A 21,536-nucleotide genomic window follows, 5' to 3' on the forward strand; every position below is an offset into this window, starting at 1 on the left:
TAGAAAAAATTCTGTAGTTGCCATTGAAACGTTTATTTCTACAACTTCAACCTATGCAACAGAGTTAAATGACGGTTGGACCATGGTAGGAAACAAAGGCGGTTTTATGGCGCAACACGAACATACAATCGTTATTACCGATGGAAACCCCATCATACTGACCGAAATGAATGGGATTTGGGATTAAAATGGAATTAAAAACACCTTCCGCTAATAAGGTATTCCCAAAAGCGGGGTTAATGTGCTAAATTCAAAGTTTATGCTTCTACCAAAGTTTCTGCTTGGTTGACAGTGAATCGCTTCGATTTCCCCGCCTTCGGCAATACCCAAAACGTTATGTGCAATGCTACCAAACCACTGCAGAAAGACAACCATAAGCCAGTTTGACAATTATTTAATCCCTTGAACAATTCTTTTTCTATGCTGATAACCCCATTTCTCCATAGCAACCAAAACATCATTTAAACTGTGACTATATTCGGTCAATTCATATTGTACCGTTATAGGTTTGGTATCGCAGACTTTTCGGATGACCAATCCGTTCATTTCCAGTTCCTGTAATTCTTTGGACAAAATGCGTGGAGAAATCCCTGCTTCCCTTGACAATTCATTAAACCCTTTTTTACCGCTTCGTAAAACCGAAATCAATACCAGCTTCCATTTTCCACCTACTACATCTAACGTATCTCTGATAGCCATTTTGGCTTTTGAGCAACTTTCTACCGTGTGTTTTGCCATATACTATTCTTTTTGTAAGTACTATCCTTTTTGTAACAAATAACAAAGGTATAGTATTTATTCTGAATTTTGCATCAGAATTTAAAAATTAAAATTATGTCACAAAAAGCAATCAAAATCACAGGATGGACATTGACCATCATTTTAGGACTTGTGTTTACAATGAGTGCATTTCTGAAGCTCACGCAAAACGAAACGGCTTTGGCGCAGGCTTCTTCGTTCGGAATTGATGCCACCACGTATCAGTTCATCGGGATTATCGAAATAATCTCTCTGATACTCTTCATTGTTCCGAGAACAGGAATTTTGGGTACAATGCTGTTAGTAGCCTATTTGGGTGGAGCTATTGTCACACATTTGCAACATCAACAACCGATAGCAATGGCGGTTATTTTTCAAATGCTACTTTGGATTACGGCGTTTATTCGTTTCCCCGAACTGAAGCAAAGAATTTTTTCAACCAAAAAAATACAACAATTATGATCCGCAGAAACATTTCAAAAATAACCCAAAACCATTGGCATAATGGTTTCTTGGGAACAGGACATCGTGCAATGGCGGTATTGGATGGTGTATCTTACAAAGACAGCGACCCTTTTATTTTATTTATGGACGACAGCCTGAACCTTCCTGGTGGAGAACCCGTAGGAGGAGCACATCCACACGCTGGGTTTGAAACCTTAAGCTTGGTTTTGGAAGGCAATGAAAGAGATTGGAAAACGGGAAGTTTTGAACTGATGACCGCAGGAAAAGGCATTATCCACACTGAAGAAATCACTTCCGAACAAAAACTTCGTATGCTGCAAGTGTGGTTGGTATTACCGCCCGAAAAGCGATATACACAGCCTTTCTTACAAAAAATATTGTTGGAAGAAGTACCAAAAATTAAAACCGATACATACGAAATTCGTGTGTATAGCGGAAGCAGTAACGGATTGACTTCGCCATTAAAAAACCATACGCCATTTACTTTGGTGGACTTTAGGTTAGAAGAAAAAGCTGTGGTAACACAAGAAATTCCATCGCACTACAATGGTTTGGTATATGTATTAGAAGGCAGTGTTAAAGCAGGAGACAAAATCATCAAAGCTGAACAGGCAGGTTGGCTTGAAAAAATCACAGAAAATGGTGAGAGCGAATTACAATTTGAAGCATTGGAAAACGACACCCATTTTGTGTTGTATGCCGGACAGCCTCATAATGTTCCTGTGGTTCATCACGGACCTTTTGTAGCAGATACCATGGAAGACATCGCAGAGATGTATCGAGATTTTCGTCAGGGAAAATTTCCACATTTGAACGATTTGCCAAGTGAACAAAAAATCACTTCCTTTTCAGAAACGAGGAAATCTATTATCAATTAAAAACAAAAATAAAATGAATTTCAAACAATATGACGATGGCAAAGAAGGGAGATTCTTTGTTATCTTAGACAACGGAATGGAAGCAGGGTGGATTCAATACAAATGGTTGGACAACGGCAACCTGCTTGCCAATGGTACAAGGGTTTACGAAGAATTTAAAAACCAAAAATTGGGTATTCCGCTTTTCAATAGATTGGTGGAATTTGCGGAAGAAAGTAAAACAAAAATTTATCCGCTATGTCCGTTTGTGGTCAAAACCTTTGCCCGGCATCCCGAACTAAAACATCTTTTAGCGGATGATTATTTGCAAGAACAAGAAACAACGACAAACTCAAAGATTAGACTTGACTAAAAACACCTACTGCTAACAAAGGTAACCGTTGCACAACTCCCTAAAAATCTCAAAAACTAAAAATATTGACCTCAATACAGCTTCATTACGGAGCTGTTTTTTTATGGCAATGAAATTTTAAGTAGAAAATTGAGTGGCTAATTCAGGCTAAAACTCAGTCGATAAAGGTCTATTTTTCGTGAAAAATGGATACCCTTGGGAATATTATGGTAGTTGATAAGTGTACCTAAAACGGGTACGACTGTGCTACTCCGCCACTTTACCAACCTCAGGCACCAAGTTCTGTAAACTAACTTGGTAAAAAAGTTCGGGGGTAAAATGTTTGCGTCTTTGCATACAACTATAACGCAAAAACACTATCGCTTAGCATGCCCCAAGCCATTTTTTTTATTTATTTTTGAGTTGTGCAACAAGCACACGGGTTTTGCAAAAGTGGCGGTTCCGTTCTCCGCAGACAGTTTTGTGGTTAATGAAACATTTGTTCTCCGCATCAACATTAGTGGTGAAAATCGCCACCTTCGCCAAGCCGCCAAACGTCAGGCTGTGAAAAAAACCGCTTTTCCCTAGATTATCAATTTTCACAAAGCGATATCCTTGTTTTAAGCCAATCTAAATTTTGATGTGTTTTGGTTAGTTCTAAAAATGATTGTGGCTAAAAACCGCTTTAAATAGGTCGTTTTTATAAAAAGCCAAGCCTTTCTCTTGAAAGGCGTGTTCCAAGCTTGAAGTTTGGCAATTAAATCGGGTACACCAAGGATGTTGATGCTTCGTTTGATGTTGTAAACCAACATGATTAAACTGTGTTCTCCATTCACTTTTTCTAAGCCTCGTAGATTGGTATAATACATATTCCACTGTCGCTTGATCGTGCCAAAGATATGTTCATTGATCTCTTGTCGCTGGCGATATAAGGATGCATTGGCTTCGTAATTCTCTTTGTTGCGTTCGACATATTCAGCATATTCACTTCGCTCTATCTCCCTTCGTCCATCGTGCCGACCTGTACACAAATGCTGGGCTGCACACGTTAAACAGGAGAATGTTCGGTATTTTTTAAACTGATAACTAACATCATTATCACGCTTTTTGCGGTGCAATCTACCTGTAGTACAGAGTTGATTTCTATATTTGAAATACGAATTACTTTCTAAATTCATTTTTTGTAAAAATTTCAAAAACTAAAAAAGTCAAACTACCACTTTTTGGGATCTATTATATTACTACACGACAGCTATAGATGAAACATTTTGCAAAAAATAAATACGATCAACTTTCCACATCCATGTGATTTGAACGTTCTGAACTTTTCGAACTTCTTAACGAGAAGTTTCATTCACGTTTGGTCATATATCCGGGAAGTTCCGTACATATTACGCCATCTTTTTATTTTAGCCATGTCGTTTACATAGATAAAAAAAACCTATAGCTTGTGATTTTTTTGCCGATTATACGCCAGTTACCGATTTGATAGATAAAAACCAAAGATTTAAAGAAACTTCCTATTAGAAATTTTTTGATAAAGATTTCACCGCAGATTTGGGATTGAAAACCACTTCTTTCGATCTACTGCTTTCAATGTTTGCCGGAAAACTGATAGATTATTGCGAACCATACGTAAAACCAGGAGGTCTTATACTTACTTATAGTGTGTTTTCTGACAATCTATGTATGAAAGAATGCCGAGAGAATTACGAACTTATCGGCTATATAAAACGGAAAAAAAAATCAATATTATCTATATACTGAAAGTAAAGTTACAAAAGCGAATAAATCCAAATTACAACCCAAGCATAATAGATGGGAATATATAGATAATGAATGTTATTACCTTTATCGAAAATCAAAAAAATAGATTGGCTTTCGATTGCGTAGTAAAATTACCTTTTTATTTAAGTTTGAGATAAAAATCGTTTTGGATTTCTCCAAGAAGTTATCTTGTAAGTTGTAACAATCTGTATGGAAAACAAAATACCTCAATGACATTGAGGTACTTTATCTTAAATAAAAAGATTATAAAAATTACATAGTAAAAGTAAATTCGGGCTTTTCTTCCAATTGTTTCAATGCTTTTTGCCATGCTTGATTTTTCAATTCGGGTATAGCGGTACCTTCTACTCTGTAAGTGACTATATCGGTAATACCCATAAATTGGAATACATATTTTAAGTAACTCTCAGTAAAATCAAACGCTTGCATTTCTTTATCGGAATAGACACCACCAGAAGCGATAATGAGATATACTTTTTTATTTTGTAGCAGACCAATAGCTCCTTTTTCGGTATAGCGAAAGGTAATTCCACTACGAGCAATTTGATCAATCCATGATTTGAGTGTGGCAGGAATAGTAAAATTGTACATCGGCACTTCTACAATGAGTACATCAGCTGCTAACAACTCCTCTATTGCTTGATCGGAATAAGCTCTTGCGAGTTTTTGTTCGTCAGACAATTGGTCTATAGGTGTAGCAAAAGCTTGTATATGCTGTTGTTGAAGATATGGCGGTGGATCGAGCGTAAAATTTTTTTCCACGAGCTGTACCGGATTCTCTTTTTTCAATTTATCTATCAAAGCATCACCCAAACGGATGCTATAACTATCTTTTTCTCTAAAACTTGATATCAATCGTACTATATTCATACTTGCTTTCATTTTATTGATACAAAGTTCTTACAATGAGATATTTTTTTCGTCAAGCATTACCTAAAGGAAAGTAGTAACCTGGAGGAAAGTGAGTATAGAATCCATACAAGTTTTGGTATTATTTGCCCGATATGACTTTCTTGCGATGCGTAGTGCCCCATTCTTCGAGTGCATTCAGGACTTTGTCTAACGTTCGACTATAAGGTGTTAGCGAATAATGTACAGTAATGGGTTTGGTTTTTTGTTCTTCACGAAATACAAGTCCATTCAATTCCATTTCTTGCAATTCTTTGGATAAAATTTTTGGGGAAATACCCGCCTCCCGAATCAGTTCATTAAACCCTTTCGGACCGTCTTGCATTATAGAAATAAGCACAAATTTCCATTTTCCACCAACAACATCTAAGGTGTCTTGAATGGCTAATTTGGCTTTTTTGCATTGCTCTATCGAATGATTATCCATAGACTGTATCTATTCAAATGTTTTTTGTACCTAAAAATTACTAAAAATATTTTTTTATAAAACGAAATGAGGAAGCAGTTTTTTTATTCAAATAAATTTTATTATAATAAAAAGCCAAGTGTACCACAAGGATTTCCAAATTAATATCAGCTCACACAGAAAACTTTTTATTCGATTTTTTTTCTTTTTTTAGTTAGTTTTTTTTGTTTGTTAGTCCAAATTATAAAACCCGTAATGGGTAATGAGGCACATATCAGGGAGGCGACAAAATACATGATTTTGGTAAAAATTCCACCAAAATTTCCTACGTGTAAGTCGTAATTCATTCCCGCCATACGATCCCCTAATTTTGCATGAGCCGAACTCTTTACTTCTGTGATTTGTCCATCTTTCTGATTGAAATAATACCAAAGGTATCGTCCCGTACGGTCTTTTTTCAATCGTACTTGTATATCTTGTACCTCGGCATTTTTTTTCAAGCGAATAGACATCATGTCTGCTTCGGAATGTTTTTGCAATACATATTTCAATGCATTGTCTAAAGTATGGGATGTGGGTTGAGGTACGAAATCAAACGTCTGATGCATAGCTACATTTGAGCCCTCGAGTTGATTGAATGTATATATATAAGTAGATTTCAGTGACGGATACGCAAATACCAGTCCTGTAAATCCAAGCAATAAAGCGATTAACAAACTATAAAATCCCAGCACGTTGTGAAAATCATAATTGAGTCGCTTCCACTTCGCACTCCAATCCAGACGGAAATGTTTTCTGATTTTCTTTCGTGTCCATTTTTTGGGCCACCATAATACGAGTCCACTTAGAGTAAGAATCACAAATAAAATGGTAGAAATAGCCACCACGGACTTACCTATTTTTTTACCGAGCAAAAGATTCAGATGCATTTGCAAAATCAATTGAAAAAATTCTGTTTTGGAATTTTCTATTTTTTGAATCTCACCATTATACGGATTTACAAATACTCGTTTGTTGTACACAAAATAAGAAGCATAAGTCCAAGCGTCTTCGTCGGTCTGCACAGCTCTAAAAACCCAAGTTCTATTTTTCGCTGGATACAAATCGATTCGCGTGATTTCTTCATCTTCTAATAAAGCTTTTTGTGCAATCTCAGTTAAAGTAGAGACCGGCAAAGGTTGAGAAGAATCATTAGGAATAGGCGTATTCAGATAATATTTTTCAGGATAAAACATCAGTTTGAGATCGTCATGAAATACATAAATGCTGCCAGTAAGGCTGATGATAACAATCACCAACCCTGACAGCAAACCCAGCCATTTATGTATCCATAAAATGGTTTTCTTTATCATTTTAGAATTTGAAATAGACATTTATATTTGCAGTCATACCGTTTCCAAGAACATATTCTGCATCCAGCGCTCGATATTGACTTACCGTAGGAAAATATTTGCGATTGAATATGTTTTCCACACCTAAACTTACACGCCATTGTTCATGAATTTGATAACTTCCTGAGAAATTAAACAAATGAATGGCTGAAATTGGACCTTCGCTATTGTTGTATTTGCCATTGTCTTTAGGAGCAAAACGATCTCGGGCACCTGTGTTTATCCAGAAAAGTTGTAGATTCCATAATTCAGTAGGTCTATATGTAAGATATCCTGTCAATTTGGGTGGTGAGATACGAGAACCGTTGAGATACACTTCCGAACCGTCGTCTAGAGTAGCTTTTCCTTCTACATATGCATAACTACCACCTATAGAAAGCGTTGGGAGCACACGAGCATCTAAGGCTACTTCAAAACCTTTTACTTTTTCTGGTTCGCGTTGTGGCATAAGATAGCCGCCCACATCTACTAAGTTTACTCCTAAATCTGAAGTGCTGATATAATATGATGCCGAGAGATTGAATATGGAGTATCTACTTGAGAAACCTATTTCGTAATTGTTGGTAATAATAGGATCTGTGGCTAAATTTTCTAAAGTATTTTCAGTAGCTCTACGCAAAATTCTTCCCAATTCGTTGATAGCAAAACCTTGAGAAAAACTCACAAACGGATTGAAATATGCGTATTTGGTATAACGCAAACCGGCATTAAACATCAACGCACTATAAGGGATATCACCACCAGACACAAAAATACTACCTTCTCCGTCTGGACCAGTAGCTATGGTATTGAAATCTTTTACTTTTACATTAGCATTTTCGTATCTCACGCCACCTTTGAAAATAAGATGATTAAAGAAATCCATTCGCAATTGAGCATAAGGAGCTACATTGACCATATTCATTTTGGGAATATACACACGTCCATCTGTAAGTTCTTGATAAGTAATATCATTGAGTATATCCAATCCATAGGTTACTTCAGCAAAATTGCTATTTACCGCAAAAGGCGTATTGAAATTGATGCGAATACCTTTTTTATCCGAATTGATCATGGTTTGTCCCGGACCATACCAAGCAGTACCCGATGCTACATATCTATTCATTGAAGAAAACGAATTGAAATAAGCAGTTACATCCAATTGGGTATTGACAAACAATTGATCGTGTGTATATGTCAACATCGCATTGTGATTGTATGGCGTACCAGCTGGTTTTCCAGGTTCTTCACCGGGAACTCCTATGGTTGGTGTTTGTCCGTACACACCATTCTCACTGATATACTTGGCATGTTGTGTACTACCGTAGTAATTGTACATCCATTGCAAAGCAGCATGCGTATTTATCTGATATCTCATTTTTAGAAATGCATTGTACTGATATACATTAGACAAACCATCGGTTTGACCCAACGGTTTTCCGTCTGCATCGCGTTGCAGTCCTGTATAATCTATACTACCACCAAAGGTATAGTCCCATTGATTCTTTCTTCCAGAAAAATAATGTCCTACTCGGTATCCCCAAGTATCTTTACCATGTAACGGATTGAAAGAGGTACCTACGACAGATTGTCCTCCAAAAAACTGAGCATTTTTATTCTTTTTGGTAATATAATTAATGATACCTCCACCTGATCCATTTCCATAAATAGAGGTCGCACCTTTAATGACTTCGATACGTTCAATTACTAAAGGATCTATAGTACGCAAATCTCGCGAGCCATTCATTAATGGTGTAGATTGTGGAATACCATCTACCAACACCAATACAGCTCGTCCTCGCAATGTCTGCCCGGCATTGGTAGCTTTGTTGGTTGTAGTTCCTAATCCAGGAACTGCATTACCTAAGATGGCAGAAAGATTGGATGTAATATTGCTTTGAGCTTGTATATCTTGCTGATTTAAAATCGTAACTGAAGATGGTACTGTAGAGATATGTTCGGGTTTTCTACCTGCTGTAATCACAATTTCATCTAACACATTTTCTTGTTCTGGGAAAACAATATCATAGTGACTAGCAATATCGGTTAGTGGTATTTCTACATACTGATTGGGATAACCGATAGCAGAAAATAGAATGGTCTGTCCAGCTATCAAATTCGGATCCGCATGGGCTATACCCTCTACATTGGTTTGTGCTATAATGCTATCATTAACTATCAACGCTACATTTTCTAATAAATTTTTCTGAGAAGAAACTTGAAATTGAACACTTTGTGAATATACGGGTGTAAACTTAGCTATGCATAGTAGCCCTAATAGAGCCCATCGCCAGAGTTGAAACGACTTTTGGGTACTGATACCTCTATAATTCGCAGTCATTATAGTTTTTATTTAGATTAATTAAAATTAATGCAAATATATACCCTTTTCATTTTTTAAACAATATTTTATTAATATTATTTTTAATAATTCTAAATAAAACATTTATTTCTTTTCCAATTTTCTTATTTTGCTACATCACATTAACAAAGTGCACCTTTCGTCATGTGGTATCATACAATTTAATATTCTTTATGACCTTTTTATTTTTATGATTTCAAAAAAAGTAGTGAGTATATGTCTAAGATTGATTTTAATTAAAAAAGAAAACTGCATAAAAAAAATAAAATTACCTCAAATGTTACCTCAAATGAATCACACAGAACTACTTGAAAATGAAACAAAAAAAAACCGATAGCCAAAATATCTATCGGTTTTCATTTATACTTACTATTTCTTACACATTTTTCACAGAAATAATTTTCACTGGACAAGCTTTAGCCACTTTATCACACACATCAAAAGCATCTTCTATCGGCGTTTTATATGTAAAAAAACCTCTTTTTTCCTGTGATTTGAGTAAAACTGACTTGCCGTCTTTTTTAGACATGCGAAAAAATTCTGGTGCAAATTCTTCGCAATAATTGCAACCTATGCATTTATCTCTTTGTAAAGTAATGACTATCATTGTTCTTTAACTACTTTGTACAATTTATCCGAAGGACGCACTTTGAAAGGTGTTTTGAAAGTTACCACATCCGATTTTTCCGCTTGTGTAGCACCTTCTTTATTTTCTACAACCAATGTTTCCACAACCAATTCTTGCGAACCTGTAGTAGGTCCTTGAATCAGTACGGTATCTCTAACTTTTAGGTCGTAGCTTTCTATCAAGAATTCAGCAACGTCAATTTTTGTGTAATATTTGGTGTTTTTGCCTATATACACTTTTTTCTGAGTAGCTATAGAGCCAGGCGTGGGCGACCATTCTCCTAGTTTTTGACCTAAGTAATAACCCGACCAAAAACCGCGATTATACACCGTTTTGAGACGTTCCATCCACTGGGCTACTTTTTCAGGACTATAGGTTCCTGCAGCTACAGCATCAATAGCTTCGCGGTAGCATTTGGTAACAGTAGCCACATATTCGGGTGCTTTACCTCTCCCCTCTATTTTTAGTACCTTAATACCCGCATCTATGACTTGGTCTAGAAAATCTAGCGTACACAAATCTTTAGGTGACATGATGTATTCATTGTCAATTTCCATTTCAAAACCAGAATCTTGATCTATCACAGTATATTTTTCGACAATTTTGCTTACAAGCACCTCGATTTGCCGAAGAATTGTGCGAATGCAAACTCATATAACATTTGCCCGAAACAGCCATACACAAGGCTCCGTGACCAAAAATTTCTATCTCTACCAATCGACCTGAAGGACCTTTTACTTGCTCTTTTTCTATTTGTGAGCAAATCTTTTTCACTTGATTCAAGCTCAATTCTCTACTCAACATCATCGTATCTGCAAACATGGCGTAAAATTTTACAGTTTCTATATTGGTAATATTGACTTGTGTAGATATATGCACTTCCATGCCTATCTGTCTGGCGTAGGCAATCACCGCCTGATCCATTGCGATTACGGCTGTGAGATCGGCTTCTTTGGCTTAGAGTCCCATGATAAGCTTCTATGTCAGCATTTTCTTCCGGTGTTGCTATGTGTGTAAACTCTTGTAATACACCGATTAAAGAAAGATATTCTCTTACATTTTTGGCGATAAATTGACTACCATTATCCGATCTAATCACTGCATTTTTAGGGTAATCTAACTCATCAAAAAGTTCTGATAGTAGTTCTATTACCTGCTTTTGTTTAATATTAAAGCTGAAGTAGTCTTTTACTATTCTTCGAGTATGTACATCAATTACAGAAAGTAAATAAGCATTTTTCCCTTTTTGTGGTATCTATACCTTCTTAATATCCATTTCAATACACTCTAAGGGTCTTGTAGTCTTTACTTTACGATGCTTAACATACTTCTTGTCTGAGTGATCTCTAGCTATACGAGTTTGTAAAAGCTTAGCAGCTTTCATGATACGGTATACTTTTTTGTGATTAATAGTATACCCATCGCGTTTAAGATACTCGCTCATTATGCGATAACCACAATCCATAAAATCATCCTCTAAAAGTTTTTTAATTGACTCTACAACAGTATGCTCATTAACCCAGCCTTGGGTTTTATGATAGGTTAATAAAGTAGCTTTATTACCTTTTGGTTTGCCAGACCCCTTGAAATAGTACGTACTATCACTTAAGCCAACCCAATGAATTAGTTTAGCTTTACTTATGTGATATTTAGTATAAAAGTAGTCTACCAGATCTTTTTTGGATCGGATGTCCCAAACTTTTTTTAGTAGTTCGCGTTGAACTTCTAATTCTATTTCTTTATCACTTAGTAGTTTACGAAGAATCTTATTCTCTTCTTCTGCTTTTTTAAGTTCTTTTGATTTGTCAGAAACAGCAGGCATTAATCCTGATTCTCCTTGGGAATCGAATTTCTTCTTCCATGCGTAAAAGTACCTGTACTTAAACTGTGTTTACGACAAGTCTCTATTGCCCCATTTTCTTCTGCTTCTTGTAAAATTGATAGCTTATCTGATAAGCTCCATTGCTTGTATTTCATAAGTCCAAAGTTATGTAATTAATTTATTAATTTAACTCCAGCTTATTTAGGGGCTAATATAAAAATCGGGTAATAAACGGTACGGTAATTTGAAGATTTTACTCATTAATATTCTACAATACGTATCGTTTGTTAACCCATTGTCATTGTAGATATCAAATTGAGTATTCTCTGCAATTTCCTTTGGGACTGCTGAAAACGCTGTAAATACTACATATTTTTTGATTTGGTAATTATGAGGCATTATAAATTATAATGCCTCACAATTTTATATCTTTATTAATCACTTATCCTTTCTATACGCCATATAAAACACCGTTGGCAAAACGGTAAATGATAAGACCAAACAAATCATCAATCCGCCTACAATCATAATCGCTAAAGGTTTTTGAATTTCAGAACCCATTCCGGTAGAAAGTGCTGCTGGTAATAATCCCATCGATCCCATAAGCGCAATCATTACAACAGGGCGTATTCTACTTTTAACACCATTAACTATTGCTTCTTTTAATTGCATTTTATGTTTTAAATTATCTCGAATAACACCAATTAGAACAATTCCATCAATTGTTGCTACTCCAAAAAGAATAATAAAACCTATTCCCGCAGATATACCAAAAATAGTTCCTGTTATCCAAAGCGAAATAAATCCTCCAATAAAAGCAAAAGGCAGTGTTAATGCAGCTATCGCTGTGTCTTTTACATTTCCGAAATTAGTATACAGTAATAATAAAATCAAAACTAACGAAATCGGAACAACCATTGCTAATTGTTTTGCTGCGCGCTCTTTACTTTCGAATTCACCAGCCCATTCCATGTAATTTTCTTTCGGTAATTTAACTTCTTTGGCCACTACTTTCTTCGCTTCATCGATTGTACTTCCTAAATCACGACCTTCTATACTGAATCCTACACCGATATAACGACTATTTCCTTCACGGTAAATAAACGCAGGACCTGTTTTGTAGCCAATCGTAGCTATTTCCTGTAAAGGAACATTGTTCCCGTTACTTGTCGGAATCAAGATATTTCCAATTTTCTCAGGAGTATCTCTATAAGCTTCCTGAAAACGAAGAATAACATCAAACTGTCGATCATTTTCATAAAACTTAGTAGCAGCTTGTCCTCCAATAGTCATTTCTATCACGGCTTGCACATCGGCAGTATTGATGCCGTAGCGCGCCATTTTGGTATCGTGTAATTGAATTTTTAATTCGGGCAAACCAATGCTTTTAAACACATTGATGTCGGTAATACCTTCTACTTTTTCAATGGATTTTGCTACTTTGTTGGCGTAGCGTTCTAAATCGTACAAATCATCCCCGAAAATTTTAATCACCAAGGAACTTTTTACACCGGCCACATATTCTTCCACGTTATCTTGAATAGGTTGCGAAAATCCAAATACAATTCCTGGATAATGATTCAGTTTATCTCGCATCTCTTGAATAATCTCTTCTTTTGAAACCTTGCGCTTCCAATCTTTTTTATCTTTTAATTGAATATTAAATTCAATATTGAAAAATCCTGTTGGATCTGTTCCATCATTTGGACGACCTGTTTGTGTTAAAATAAAATCAATTTCATCACAATCTTTCTGCATCAACTCTTTCATCTCTTTTGTTAATCGAGTTGATTCTTGTAAATTAACACTATTTGGTAAAGTTGCACGAATGTAAATTGCTCCTTCATTCAATTTCGGAAGAAATTCTGATCCATAATGCGAGAACTTAAACAGACAAAGAGCTAAAATACCTAAAAAGATTCCTATTGTTGCTTTTTTATAACGAAATGCACTTTCATATAATCCGAAAATAGTTTTCTGAAAAAATCGAGTAATAAAGTTCTCTTTCTCCTCCATATTTTTCTTAAAAAGCAACTTACACATTGCAGGAACATAAGTTAGACTTAATATTAAAGATCCTAATAATGCGTATCCTAATGTAAATGCTAAAGGAGAGAACATTTTACCTTCTACTTTTTGGAATGAAAATATCGGTAATAAAGCAACTATTAAAATAATAAGAGCAAAGAAAATATACGAAGCTACACTACCAGCACTTTTTTTAATTGCACCCAACTTGCTCATTTTCGCAAAACGTTCTGCTCCTACTTTATGTTGCATTGTAGCTAAAGCAACAAAAACTGTTTCTACAATTACCAAAGTTCCTTCTAATAACAATCCAAAATCCAATGACCCCATTGAAATTAAATTCGCTGGTAATCCTTGTATTTTCAACATAATAATGGCAAACAAAAATGCTAATGGAATTACGGATGCTACAATAAATGTTGATTTCCAATTATATAAAAAAACAAAAACAATTAATGACACCAATAAAATACCTTCAATAATATTTTTAGAAACCGTATGTACTGTATTATCCACCAATTTGGTACGATCCACTACCGTTTCGATTTTCACATTGTCGGGTAAAGTACGTTCGTTCAGTTCCTCGATTTTTTGTTTCAAATTACTAATGACTTCCGAAGGATTTTCGCCTCTAAGCATAATCACAATACCTTCCACTAAATCGTCTTGCTCGTTGTAGCCCACTTGTCCCAAACGCGGTTTACTTGACACGACCACTTCCGCTACGTTTTTAATTAAAATGGGTGTAGAACCGTTTAATTTCACCGTAATATTTTCGATGTCTTGGATTTTATCTAACAAACCAACCCCACGTACCACATAGGCTTGATCGCCTTGTTGAATCACATCTCCACCGACATTAATATTCGATTTTGAAACCGCTTCGTACACATCCAAAGGCGATAAATCGTAGTTTTTCAATTCCGTCGGATTGATTTTGATTTCGTACGTTTTTTCTTCTCCACCAAAACTCACCACGTCGGCCACTCCAGGTACCGAAAGCAATTCACGCTCGATCACCCAATCTTGAATGGCTGTCACTTCTTTAATCGGCAAATCGGATTTAATTACATAACGGAAAATTTCACCTGTAGCACCCGAAGGCGGTTCAATAGAAACATCAGCACCTTGCGGTAAATCGACTCCACTTAATTTATTGGATACATATTGTTGCGCATAAAAATCATCGACTCCATCTTCAAATTGTACGGTTACCACCGATAATCCGAACAAGGAAATCGAACGAATGTTGGATTTATGCGGAATGCTGTTCATTACTTTCGAAATCGGCAAGGTCACCAATTTTTCCATTTCTTCGGCACTTCGTCCCGGCCATTGCGTAATGATACGCGCTCTGGTATTGGTTACATCCGGAAAGGCTTCAATCGGTGTATGTTTTAAGGCATAAATTCCACCAAAAAGCAGCGCTAAAGTGGCAAACAAAACAAATGTCGTATTGCGTAACGAGAAGGTTACGACGGATTGTACTAATTTCTGCATTGGATTATTTGTTTAATTCTTCCACTAAAAGCAAAGCGTTAGAAGTGATGATCTTTTCGTTCTTTGCAAATTTTTCTGCGACATAAGTGAATTCAGCATTGGAAGCGATGGGCGTAATTTTGCGCACTTCCAAATTGCAATCATCTTTGTATACCACCACATATTCTTTATTATTTTCAAACACTTTGGCTGAATTTGGAATAGCAAAAGCAGTCCCAATCACATTTTCCTTGTCGATGATGATGTCGGCACTTAAACCAGGCATTAGGTTTAAATCTTGATTTTCTAAAACCACGCGTGCTTTGATGACGTGTTCGTTATCATCGAATACATTGTAGATTTTATCAATTTTTCCGGTATAAATGCGGTCAGGGAAAGCAACGGTTTTCACTTTTACGTGATCGCCTTGTTTAACATATTTCAGGTTACTTGCATAAATGTTGACCATAACCCAAACTTGTTTTAGGTTGGAAATCGAAAACAAAGCTTCGTCTGCGTCATTGGAAATTGACTGACCCGAGCTGATGTTTTTCTGTACGATGTAGCCATTTTTAGGCGAAAGAATTTGGAATTGTCCATCACCAATAGCACGGTACATACTCAAGGTTGTATTCACTTTATCCAACTCGATTTGAGCGGCACGTAATTCGTGTTCTAAAGCCGAAACTTCGGGTTGAGCAGCCATACCATCGTTTAATAATTCTTTTTTGGATTGGATTTGCTTTCGCAAAAGGTCGATTTGGTTTTGGTAATAGCGACGTTCTTGCGTCATCGATTGCACTTCTGTCGATTTGACTACCGCTAACACTTGACCTTGACGCACATAATCTCCCAATTCGAAATTGACTTTCGTCACAATCCCTTGTAATAAACTTTTATAAGCCACTAAATCATTTTCGTTGTATTCCACTTTTCCCGAAAGTGTCAGTTGTTCGTGAATCGGTTGTTCTGAAATCGTGGAAATGGTCGTTGATTTCTTTAATTGTTCGTTTAAACAGAACGATTCTTTCTTGTCTGTTTCAACTGGCTTTTCTTCTTCTTTTTGCTGACAGCTGTTGAGAATAAAAATAAATGCCGCTAAAATGTATATGGATTTGTTCATACGATTAAAAATCTTGTCCTACGATATATTGTAATTCTTCGAAAGTGTTTTGATAGGTTTGTTGCAATTGCAAATACGCTTGATTGGCTTCGCGATAGGCTTGGGTAAAATCTATAAATTCTAACAAAGTCACTTGCTTATTTTGCAGATGCTTTTTGTAATTCTCCAACATTTGTTTTTGATTCTCCAATTGAGCGTTGGGCCAATTTTCAATCATTTTTTCCATTCGTACCAATTGATTTTGCAGTTGGTGAATGGATTGGGTTAGATTATTTTCTAAAGATTGTTTGTTCAATTGTTGTTGTTGAATTCCTATTTCAGCGGCTTTGATATTTCCTTTGTTGCGATTGAAAATGGGCAAATCGAAGCTCACACCAACCCCCACAAAATCATTCATAATATTTCCACCTCGATCGTAATTCATTTGAACTCTTATATCTGGCGTTTTTTGAGCTTTTTCTATATCCAAGAGTTGTTTTGCTTTTGCCTGTTCGTTTTCTTGTCGTTTTAATCCAATATTTTGTTGTTGAGCGATTTCTATAAGATTAAGCGGTAGTTTTTTAGAAAGATGCAGCTGATTATTTGGAAACGAAATGTGCTCGATTTCTAAAACAGGATTATGCGTTAAGATTCGGAGTGTATTCAACGCTTCGAAACGTTCATTTTCCAATTCGATTTGCTCTTTTTGTAAGGCAATTAATTCGGTTTGTACACGATAGAAATCAGCAGTTGCGATATTTCTCAATTGCGCTTGACGATGGTATTGTTCGCTCATTTGCGAGTACAAGTCTACTATTTCCTTCAGCTGTTGCTCTTCTTGCTGAATACGATTTAATTGATAAAAAGCCAAACGCAGGTCTTTGCGTAATTCGCGCAAAGTTTCTTCATAATCTAAAGTGGCAGATTGTTGTTCCAATTGTTTTAAGGCAACCCGTTTTTTACGCTTACCTGCGGTTTCAATTAATTGTTCTAATTCGACTGCTATTTGTTGATTTTGACCATATTTCCCAAACAAATACGGTTGTGTTTCTACATTGTAGGTTTTCCAAAGGTTTACTTCCGAAATGGACAGGGTTGGGTTAGGCAATAACTTTTCCTGAATAATTTCAGCTTGGGCTTTATCAATATTGTATTTTGACGCCAACAATTGCGTATTGTTTTGGATAAATTGATTCTCGAGATCGGCTAAGGTGAAAGTTTGTGCTTGTATTTCAGATGCTGCACAAACGATAGCCACAGAAAATAAAAGATGCTTCATATATAGATTTTAACAAAGGCCAAATCTATATATCTAAGATTAAAGGGAATTTTAATGTAGATTAGAAAATGATTAGAATTAGCCTAAAAAGTTAAGCGCATAATACTTCCTTTGGGTTGATTGGGTAAAATGTCCAATTCGATGTGATGGATTTTAAAAATAATATCGGCAATGGATAAACCGATACCTTTTCCTTGATAGTTCGTTGTATTTTTTCCTCGGAAGAAATTTTGACGAATGTTCGGTAAATCGTTGGGATCAATTCCAATTCCGGTATCTTTAATCTGAAGAATTAGTCGATTTTCAGAAGTTGTGAATTGAATTTGAACTTGTTGGTTATCGGAATACTTGATCGCATTCGAAATTAAATTCCCGATGGCTAAATTCAACAATTGATTATTCCCATTCACAGTGAGCATTTGGTCGTTGACTACATCCAAATCCACTTTAATATCGGCTTGGTGATAGATGATTTGGTTTTCCACTATTTCCCAGATGACTTCGTCGATGCGAACGGGCGATAATTCGAAATTGGTTTTCGCACCAGAAAGTAGCATCATTTGATCGATGGTTTCTTGCAAATCGGTGGTGTATTGTTTCAGCTGTTGTAATACGCTTTCATACTCTTCTATCGTACGCCCTTTTTGTTTGGTCACTTCCAACGTACCCATTAATGCGGTAATGGGTGTACGCAATTCGTGGGAAACATAATCGATAAAATTCTTTTGCACGTGAAAAGTTTGCGCCAATTGATTGATGAATGTGTTGTAAGTGGTCGTTAATTCTTTAATCTCAGTATAGGAATATTGGAGCACAATAGGCTCGTTAAAATTAATTTCGTTTCGGTTTTTAATTTGTGTGATAAAATGCGTGATGGGTTGGTAGGCGATATAACCTAAATATTGAGACACGACAAAAATAATGGCTAAACCAAGTACAGATACAAAACTTAGGATTTGCAATAAGGAATGCATTTGGTCGTTGAATTCTGCTTTGGGTTCACGGGCAATCACCACAAAATCTCCTTGGTTATCGGTATAAAAAATCCCGTGATAGAAATAATCATCGGTTTGAAAGGCAGCTTCTTTTTCTTGACGAACAAGCTTCAAAAATTCATCAGAGATGCTTGTATCTTGCTGCATTTCACCATTAACTTTTTGATGGTTAATGTTATAAATGGCAATATTCTTACGCGAAATCGTTTTGAGTAATTGACTTTTAATGTTTTCGTGTTCTGAAGTAGTTAGTTCATCTTGCTCTAGATAGTAAATAGCCGACAATAAAGTTTTGTTTTCTAATCCTTTCATCTCCTTTTTCTCCATTGCAGTATAAAAAGAAAAATAAATCACTAAGGAGATCGTCAAGATTATGATACCAAAAATCAAAACTGCATAGATACATAAACGATTTCTCAACTTCATACTACTCTACTTTTAGCATATATCCCACACTTTTTATTGTGAAGATGTATTTTTTATTTTTCTCAATCTTATTTCTCAAATACGAAATATAAACATCCACCACATTCGTATGGTTATCAAAAGTAATTCCCCAAACCGCATTTAAAATCTGTACTCTAGAAACGGCTTTATTTACATTTTCTATGAGATAATTCAATAATTTAAACTCTTTTGGTGATAGGACTACCTCAGCTCCTGCTACTTTTACTTGGTATTGTTGTAAGTCCACAAACAAATCACCTGTCTCAAAAATGTCTAATTTTTCTTCGTTTTGAGCATAGTGATGACGACGTGTCAATGCATTAATACGAGATAACAATTCATCAAAATGAAAAGGTTTGGTCATATAATCATCAGCACCAAAGTCCAATGCAGAAACTTTGTCTTGCACCGAACTTAGTGCCGTTAACATCAAAATAGGTGTAAATATATTTTTGTACCGAAGAGTTTGGACCAGTTGGATGCCATCCATATTAGGAAGCATTATATCACAAATGATCAAATCGAAGGAGGATTGAATAAAATCATTCAAAAATTCTTCTGCGCTTCTGCAAAGGATTACAAAGTGTCCATTTTCTTCTAAACCCTTTACTACAAAATCGCTGATTCGTTTGTCGTCTTCGATAAGAATAATTTGCATTTGTAATTTTTCTCAAAGTTAATCAAACTAAGCTTAAAATTAATTAGTTGAATGTATTTCAATGAAATATGTCAGTCTTTGTCATTTATAAATAATTATCGCAACTTTCCGATTTAAAATGGCAGTTGGCTAAAACTATACCTTAAACACATCAAACGTATAGAATAACTTCCTGATTTTTATGATAACAAAGGGGTATTGTACTATAATTGAATTTATCAAATTAAAAAATTTGAAACTTTAGAAATTAATGACCTCATGCCTACTTTATTCTTAGTGCAGGAATTGAAACTCATAGAGTAAATCCGAAAGCAATTGAAGTAATGAAAGAAGACGGAATTGATATTTCATATCACACTTCAAACCATATTGATGAGTACAGAAATATTGATTTTGATTTTGTAATTACCGTTTGCGAGAATGCCAAAGAGCGATGTCCATTTTTCCCATCGAAAGCAAAAAAGTTTCATTACAATTTTCCTGACCCAGCAAAAGCGAAAGGTACTGAAGAAGAAATAAAAAATCAGTTCAAAGTAGTTCGTGAAATGATTAAAGATTATTGCAAAAAATTTATTGAGGAAAACTTAGTAAATGGAAAATAAGGGCTACAGATAACATGGTTTTTACAAAAGAGCGTGTTAAATGCAAAACTCTACTTTTGTGCTTTTCATCCGCAAAAACCATTTTTTTATTTCCTTTAAATGAGTAAATTAGCGAAGGAAAAATAGTTGTGCTAACTGTAGTGCTGAATTGGACTTATGTGCTTTCTTTTCCGCTCCTTCTCAAAGCCCTTTTCCGTTAGCAGAAATGCTTACAAAACATTCGTCAAAAATGAAAATAGAAAAATCCGAAAAAGAAGATCATAAAATTTTAAGTGAAATAACATATCAAGGAAAGGCTTTTTGGGGATATGAAAAGGAACAGCTCGAAAAATGGAAAAACGACTTAACTATTACGGAAGAATATATCGAAAATAATGAAACCTTCAAGTTAATTGTTAATGATAAAACAATTGGATACTATTCAATATTAAAGTTGGAAAATGAAGTAATAAAACTGGATAATTTATTTTTATTACCAGAATTTATTGGCAAAGGTTATGGAAAAACCTTAATGAATGATTGCATCGAAAAAGCGAAAGAAAAGAATATTAAAAAAATTATACTCGATTCAGACCCAAACGCAGAACTTTTTTATAAATCTTTTGGATTTAAAGTTTATGATAAATTAGAAACTTCAATAAAAAACCGTTTTCTGCTACAAATGGAATTAAGTTTAGAGTCCTAACAAAGCACTTCCGCTAACATTGGTTTTGCGTAATGCTGAGTTAACGGCTTCTTTTGAATTATTTTTCACTCATTGTTTTTTATTTTAATTAGCGTTAGGTTTTAATATTCGGCACTAACTCAAATCCTTGAAGCGTTAGCATTTCAGCTAGGACAAACACACCGCAAAAACTGTCACATTATTACCTTTGAAATTGTCTAATTCTAAAATGAAAAATGGACGATTTAAACATATTGATCAAAAAACTATTTCCTTACGCTTACAACATTTTGGGAAATATTGACGATAGCCAAGATGTAATTCAGGACGTTTTGATAAAATTCAACGTAAAAGAGGTTAGTACAATTTCCAATCAAAATGCGTATTTGATAAAATCGATTATCAACCAATCTATAAACCTAAAAAAGAAAAAAGACAGAGAAAGGCAACAAAAAATAACATTGCCCTGTCGACTTCCCCAAATTAAGACTGCATAATTTTACAAAATTCTCATCAAATTAACCTAAACCTAAACACCCTAACACGCCTGTTTGTCGCTTTCAA

General features: G+C 35.3%; 20 protein-coding genes and 2 pseudogenes. 7 read left to right on the forward strand and 15 right to left on the reverse strand.

The window, feature by feature from the left end; translation table 11 throughout:
- Window positions 1–187: pseudogene (locus ABD873_RS12605) on the forward strand (type I methionyl aminopeptidase); the annotation flags it as partial.
- A gap of 203 nt (window positions 188–390) precedes the next feature.
- Here the strand turns inward: ABD873_RS12605 and ABD873_RS12610 are convergent.
- A complete protein-coding gene (locus ABD873_RS12610) occupies window positions 391–738 on the reverse strand; it encodes a winged helix-turn-helix transcriptional regulator (protein WP_345068836.1) in 348 nt (115 codons plus the stop codon).
- A gap of 96 nt (window positions 739–834) precedes the next feature.
- On the opposite strand from ABD873_RS12610, the gene ABD873_RS12615 reads away from it, so the two are divergent.
- From ABD873_RS12615 to ABD873_RS12625, 3 genes are read left to right on the forward strand one after another with little or no spacing between them, the layout of a single operon-like run.
- On the forward strand, window positions 835–1,221 hold the full coding sequence (locus tag ABD873_RS12615) for a DoxX family protein (RefSeq protein ID WP_345068838.1): 387 nt from the start codon (window positions 835–837) through the stop codon (window positions 1,219–1,221).
- A complete protein-coding gene (locus ABD873_RS12620) occupies window positions 1,218–2,102 on the forward strand; it encodes a pirin family protein (RefSeq protein WP_345068840.1) in 885 nt (294 codons plus the stop codon). The genes ABD873_RS12615 and ABD873_RS12620 overlap by 4 nt, the downstream gene beginning before the upstream one ends.
- 13 nt (window positions 2,103–2,115) lie before the next feature.
- A complete protein-coding gene (locus ABD873_RS12625) occupies window positions 2,116–2,454 on the forward strand; it encodes a GNAT family N-acetyltransferase (RefSeq protein ID WP_345068842.1) in 339 nt (112 codons plus the stop codon).
- Window positions 2,455–3,053: 599 nt separating this feature from the next.
- Here ABD873_RS12625 and ABD873_RS12630 read toward each other — a convergent pair.
- The 14 genes and pseudogenes from ABD873_RS12630 to ABD873_RS12695 form a co-directional block, all read right to left on the reverse strand.
- On the reverse strand, window positions 3,054–3,611 hold the full coding sequence (locus ABD873_RS12630) for a transposase (protein ID WP_345068844.1): 558 nt from the start codon (window positions 3,609–3,611) through the stop codon (window positions 3,054–3,056).
- An 862-nt stretch (window positions 3,612–4,473) separates the two neighbouring features.
- Window positions 4,474–5,091, reverse strand: coding sequence for an FMN-dependent NADH-azoreductase (locus ABD873_RS12635; RefSeq protein ID WP_345068846.1), 618 nt, complete (start codon window positions 5,089–5,091; stop codon window positions 4,474–4,476).
- Window positions 5,092–5,212: 121 nt separating this feature from the next.
- Window positions 5,213–5,557 carry a winged helix-turn-helix transcriptional regulator gene (locus ABD873_RS12640; RefSeq protein ID WP_345068848.1) on the reverse strand — a complete coding sequence of 115 codons (345 nt, stop codon included), beginning with the start codon at window positions 5,555–5,557 and terminating at the stop codon, window positions 5,213–5,215.
- A gap of 167 nt (window positions 5,558–5,724) precedes the next feature.
- Window positions 5,725–6,888: a PepSY-associated TM helix domain-containing protein gene (locus ABD873_RS12645; protein WP_345068850.1), complete on the reverse strand. Its 1,164-nt coding sequence runs from the start codon at window positions 6,886–6,888 to the stop codon at window positions 5,725–5,727.
- Window position 6,889: 1 nt separating this feature from the next.
- Window positions 6,890–9,247: a TonB-dependent receptor gene (locus ABD873_RS12650; protein WP_345068852.1), complete on the reverse strand. Its 2,358-nt coding sequence runs from the start codon at window positions 9,245–9,247 to the stop codon at window positions 6,890–6,892.
- A gap of 397 nt (window positions 9,248–9,644) precedes the next feature.
- Window positions 9,645–9,875 carry a ferredoxin gene (locus tag ABD873_RS12655; protein WP_345068854.1) on the reverse strand — a complete coding sequence of 77 codons (231 nt, stop codon included), beginning with the start codon at window positions 9,873–9,875 and terminating at the stop codon, window positions 9,645–9,647.
- Window positions 9,872–10,808 (reverse strand): annotated as a pseudogene (locus ABD873_RS13850) (peptidase U32 family protein). Before ABD873_RS13850 ends, ABD873_RS12655 begins: the two are co-directional and overlap by 4 nt.
- Complete coding sequence (locus ABD873_RS13855) at window positions 10,690–11,151, reverse strand: DDE-type integrase/transposase/recombinase (protein ID WP_425568722.1); 462 nt, start codon at window positions 11,149–11,151, stop codon at window positions 10,690–10,692. The pseudogene ABD873_RS13850 and the gene ABD873_RS13855 overlap by 119 nt, the downstream one beginning before the upstream one ends.
- Entirely contained in the window at window positions 11,152–11,718 is a 567-nt protein-coding gene (locus ABD873_RS12670; RefSeq protein WP_345068860.1) for an IS3 family transposase, read from the reverse strand. It abuts the gene before it with no gap.
- Window positions 11,719–12,156: 438 nt separating this feature from the next.
- Window positions 12,157–15,246 (reverse strand): efflux RND transporter permease subunit, encoded by a 3,090-nt coding sequence (locus ABD873_RS12675; RefSeq protein ID WP_345068862.1) that lies wholly within the window; start codon window positions 15,244–15,246, stop codon window positions 12,157–12,159.
- Window positions 15,247–15,250: 4 nt separating this feature from the next.
- The gene (locus ABD873_RS12680) at window positions 15,251–16,348 is read right to left on the reverse strand and encodes an efflux RND transporter periplasmic adaptor subunit (protein WP_345068864.1); all 1,098 of its coding nucleotides are present in this window, start codon (window positions 16,346–16,348) and stop codon (window positions 15,251–15,253) included.
- A 4-nt stretch (window positions 16,349–16,352) separates the two neighbouring features.
- Entirely contained in the window at window positions 16,353–17,606 is a 1,254-nt protein-coding gene (locus ABD873_RS12685; RefSeq protein WP_345068866.1) for a TolC family protein, read from the reverse strand.
- 83 nt (window positions 17,607–17,689) lie between these two features.
- Window positions 17,690–18,913 (reverse strand): sensor histidine kinase, encoded by a 1,224-nt coding sequence (locus ABD873_RS12690; protein WP_345068868.1) that lies wholly within the window; start codon window positions 18,911–18,913, stop codon window positions 17,690–17,692.
- 115 nt (window positions 18,914–19,028) lie between these two features.
- Entirely contained in the window at window positions 19,029–19,706 is a 678-nt protein-coding gene (locus tag ABD873_RS12695) for a response regulator transcription factor (protein WP_345068870.1), read from the reverse strand.
- 269 nt (window positions 19,707–19,975) lie between these two features.
- Between ABD873_RS12695 and ABD873_RS12700 the strand changes: the two genes are divergently transcribed.
- From ABD873_RS12700 to ABD873_RS13875, 3 genes are all read left to right on the forward strand, one after another.
- The gene (locus ABD873_RS12700; protein ID WP_345068874.1) at window positions 19,976–20,308 is read left to right on the forward strand and encodes an arsenate reductase ArsC; all 333 of its coding nucleotides are present in this window, start codon (window positions 19,976–19,978) and stop codon (window positions 20,306–20,308) included.
- 229 nt (window positions 20,309–20,537) lie between these two features.
- Complete coding sequence (locus ABD873_RS12705) at window positions 20,538–20,993, forward strand: GNAT family N-acetyltransferase (protein ID WP_345068872.1); 456 nt, start codon at window positions 20,538–20,540, stop codon at window positions 20,991–20,993.
- A gap of 215 nt (window positions 20,994–21,208) precedes the next feature.
- On the forward strand, window positions 21,209–21,469 hold the full coding sequence (locus tag ABD873_RS13875) for an RNA polymerase sigma factor (RefSeq protein WP_486387643.1): 261 nt from the start codon (window positions 21,209–21,211) through the stop codon (window positions 21,467–21,469).
- The last annotated feature ends 67 nt before the right edge of the window (window positions 21,470–21,536 follow it).

The organism is Sphingobacterium thermophilum, assembly GCF_039541675.1.
Lineage (GTDB): Bacteria > Bacteroidota > Bacteroidia > Sphingobacteriales > Sphingobacteriaceae > Sphingobacterium > Sphingobacterium thermophilum.

Excerpts from the sequence above, each read along its gene's own strand:
- ABD873_RS12610 (WP_345068836.1), bottom strand. The coding sequence starts at position 738 with ATGGCAAAACACACGGTAGAAAGTTGCTCAAAAGCCAAAATGGCTATC.
- ABD873_RS12615 (WP_345068838.1), top strand. The coding sequence starts at position 835 with ATGTCACAAAAAGCAATCAAAATCACAGGATGGACATTGACCATCATT.
- ABD873_RS12620 (WP_345068840.1), top strand. The coding sequence starts at position 1,218 with ATGATCCGCAGAAACATTTCAAAAATAACCCAAAACCATTGGCATAAT.
- ABD873_RS12625 (WP_345068842.1), top strand. The coding sequence starts at position 2,116 with ATGAATTTCAAACAATATGACGATGGCAAAGAAGGGAGATTCTTTGTT.
- ABD873_RS12630 (WP_345068844.1), bottom strand. The coding sequence starts at position 3,611 with ATGAATTTAGAAAGTAATTCGTATTTCAAATATAGAAATCAACTCTGT.
- ABD873_RS12635 (WP_345068846.1), bottom strand. The coding sequence starts at position 5,091 with ATGAATATAGTACGATTGATATCAAGTTTTAGAGAAAAAGATAGTTAT.
- ABD873_RS12640 (WP_345068848.1), bottom strand. The coding sequence starts at position 5,557 with ATGGATAATCATTCGATAGAGCAATGCAAAAAAGCCAAATTAGCCATT.
- ABD873_RS12645 (WP_345068850.1), bottom strand. The coding sequence starts at position 6,888 with ATGATAAAGAAAACCATTTTATGGATACATAAATGGCTGGGTTTGCTG.
- ABD873_RS12650 (WP_345068852.1), bottom strand. The coding sequence starts at position 9,247 with ATGACTGCGAATTATAGAGGTATCAGTACCCAAAAGTCGTTTCAACTC.
- ABD873_RS12655 (WP_345068854.1), bottom strand. The coding sequence starts at position 9,875 with ATGATAGTCATTACTTTACAAAGAGATAAATGCATAGGTTGCAATTAT.
- ABD873_RS12670 (WP_345068860.1), bottom strand. The coding sequence starts at position 11,718 with ATGCCTGCTGTTTCTGACAAATCAAAAGAACTTAAAAAAGCAGAAGAA.
- ABD873_RS12675 (WP_345068862.1), bottom strand. The coding sequence starts at position 15,246 with ATGCAGAAATTAGTACAATCCGTCGTAACCTTCTCGTTACGCAATACG.
- ABD873_RS12680 (WP_345068864.1), bottom strand. The coding sequence starts at position 16,348 with ATGAACAAATCCATATACATTTTAGCGGCATTTATTTTTATTCTCAAC.
- ABD873_RS12685 (WP_345068866.1), bottom strand. The coding sequence starts at position 17,606 with ATGAAGCATCTTTTATTTTCTGTGGCTATCGTTTGTGCAGCATCTGAA.
- ABD873_RS12690 (WP_345068868.1), bottom strand. The coding sequence starts at position 18,913 with ATGAAAGGATTAGAAAACAAAACTTTATTGTCGGCTATTTACTATCTA.
- ABD873_RS12695 (WP_345068870.1), bottom strand. The coding sequence starts at position 19,706 with ATGCAAATTATTCTTATCGAAGACGACAAACGAATCAGCGATTTTGTA.
- ABD873_RS12705 (WP_345068872.1), top strand. The coding sequence starts at position 20,538 with ATGAAAATAGAAAAATCCGAAAAAGAAGATCATAAAATTTTAAGTGAA.
- ABD873_RS13875 (WP_486387643.1), top strand. The coding sequence starts at position 21,209 with ATGGACGATTTAAACATATTGATCAAAAAACTATTTCCTTACGCTTAC.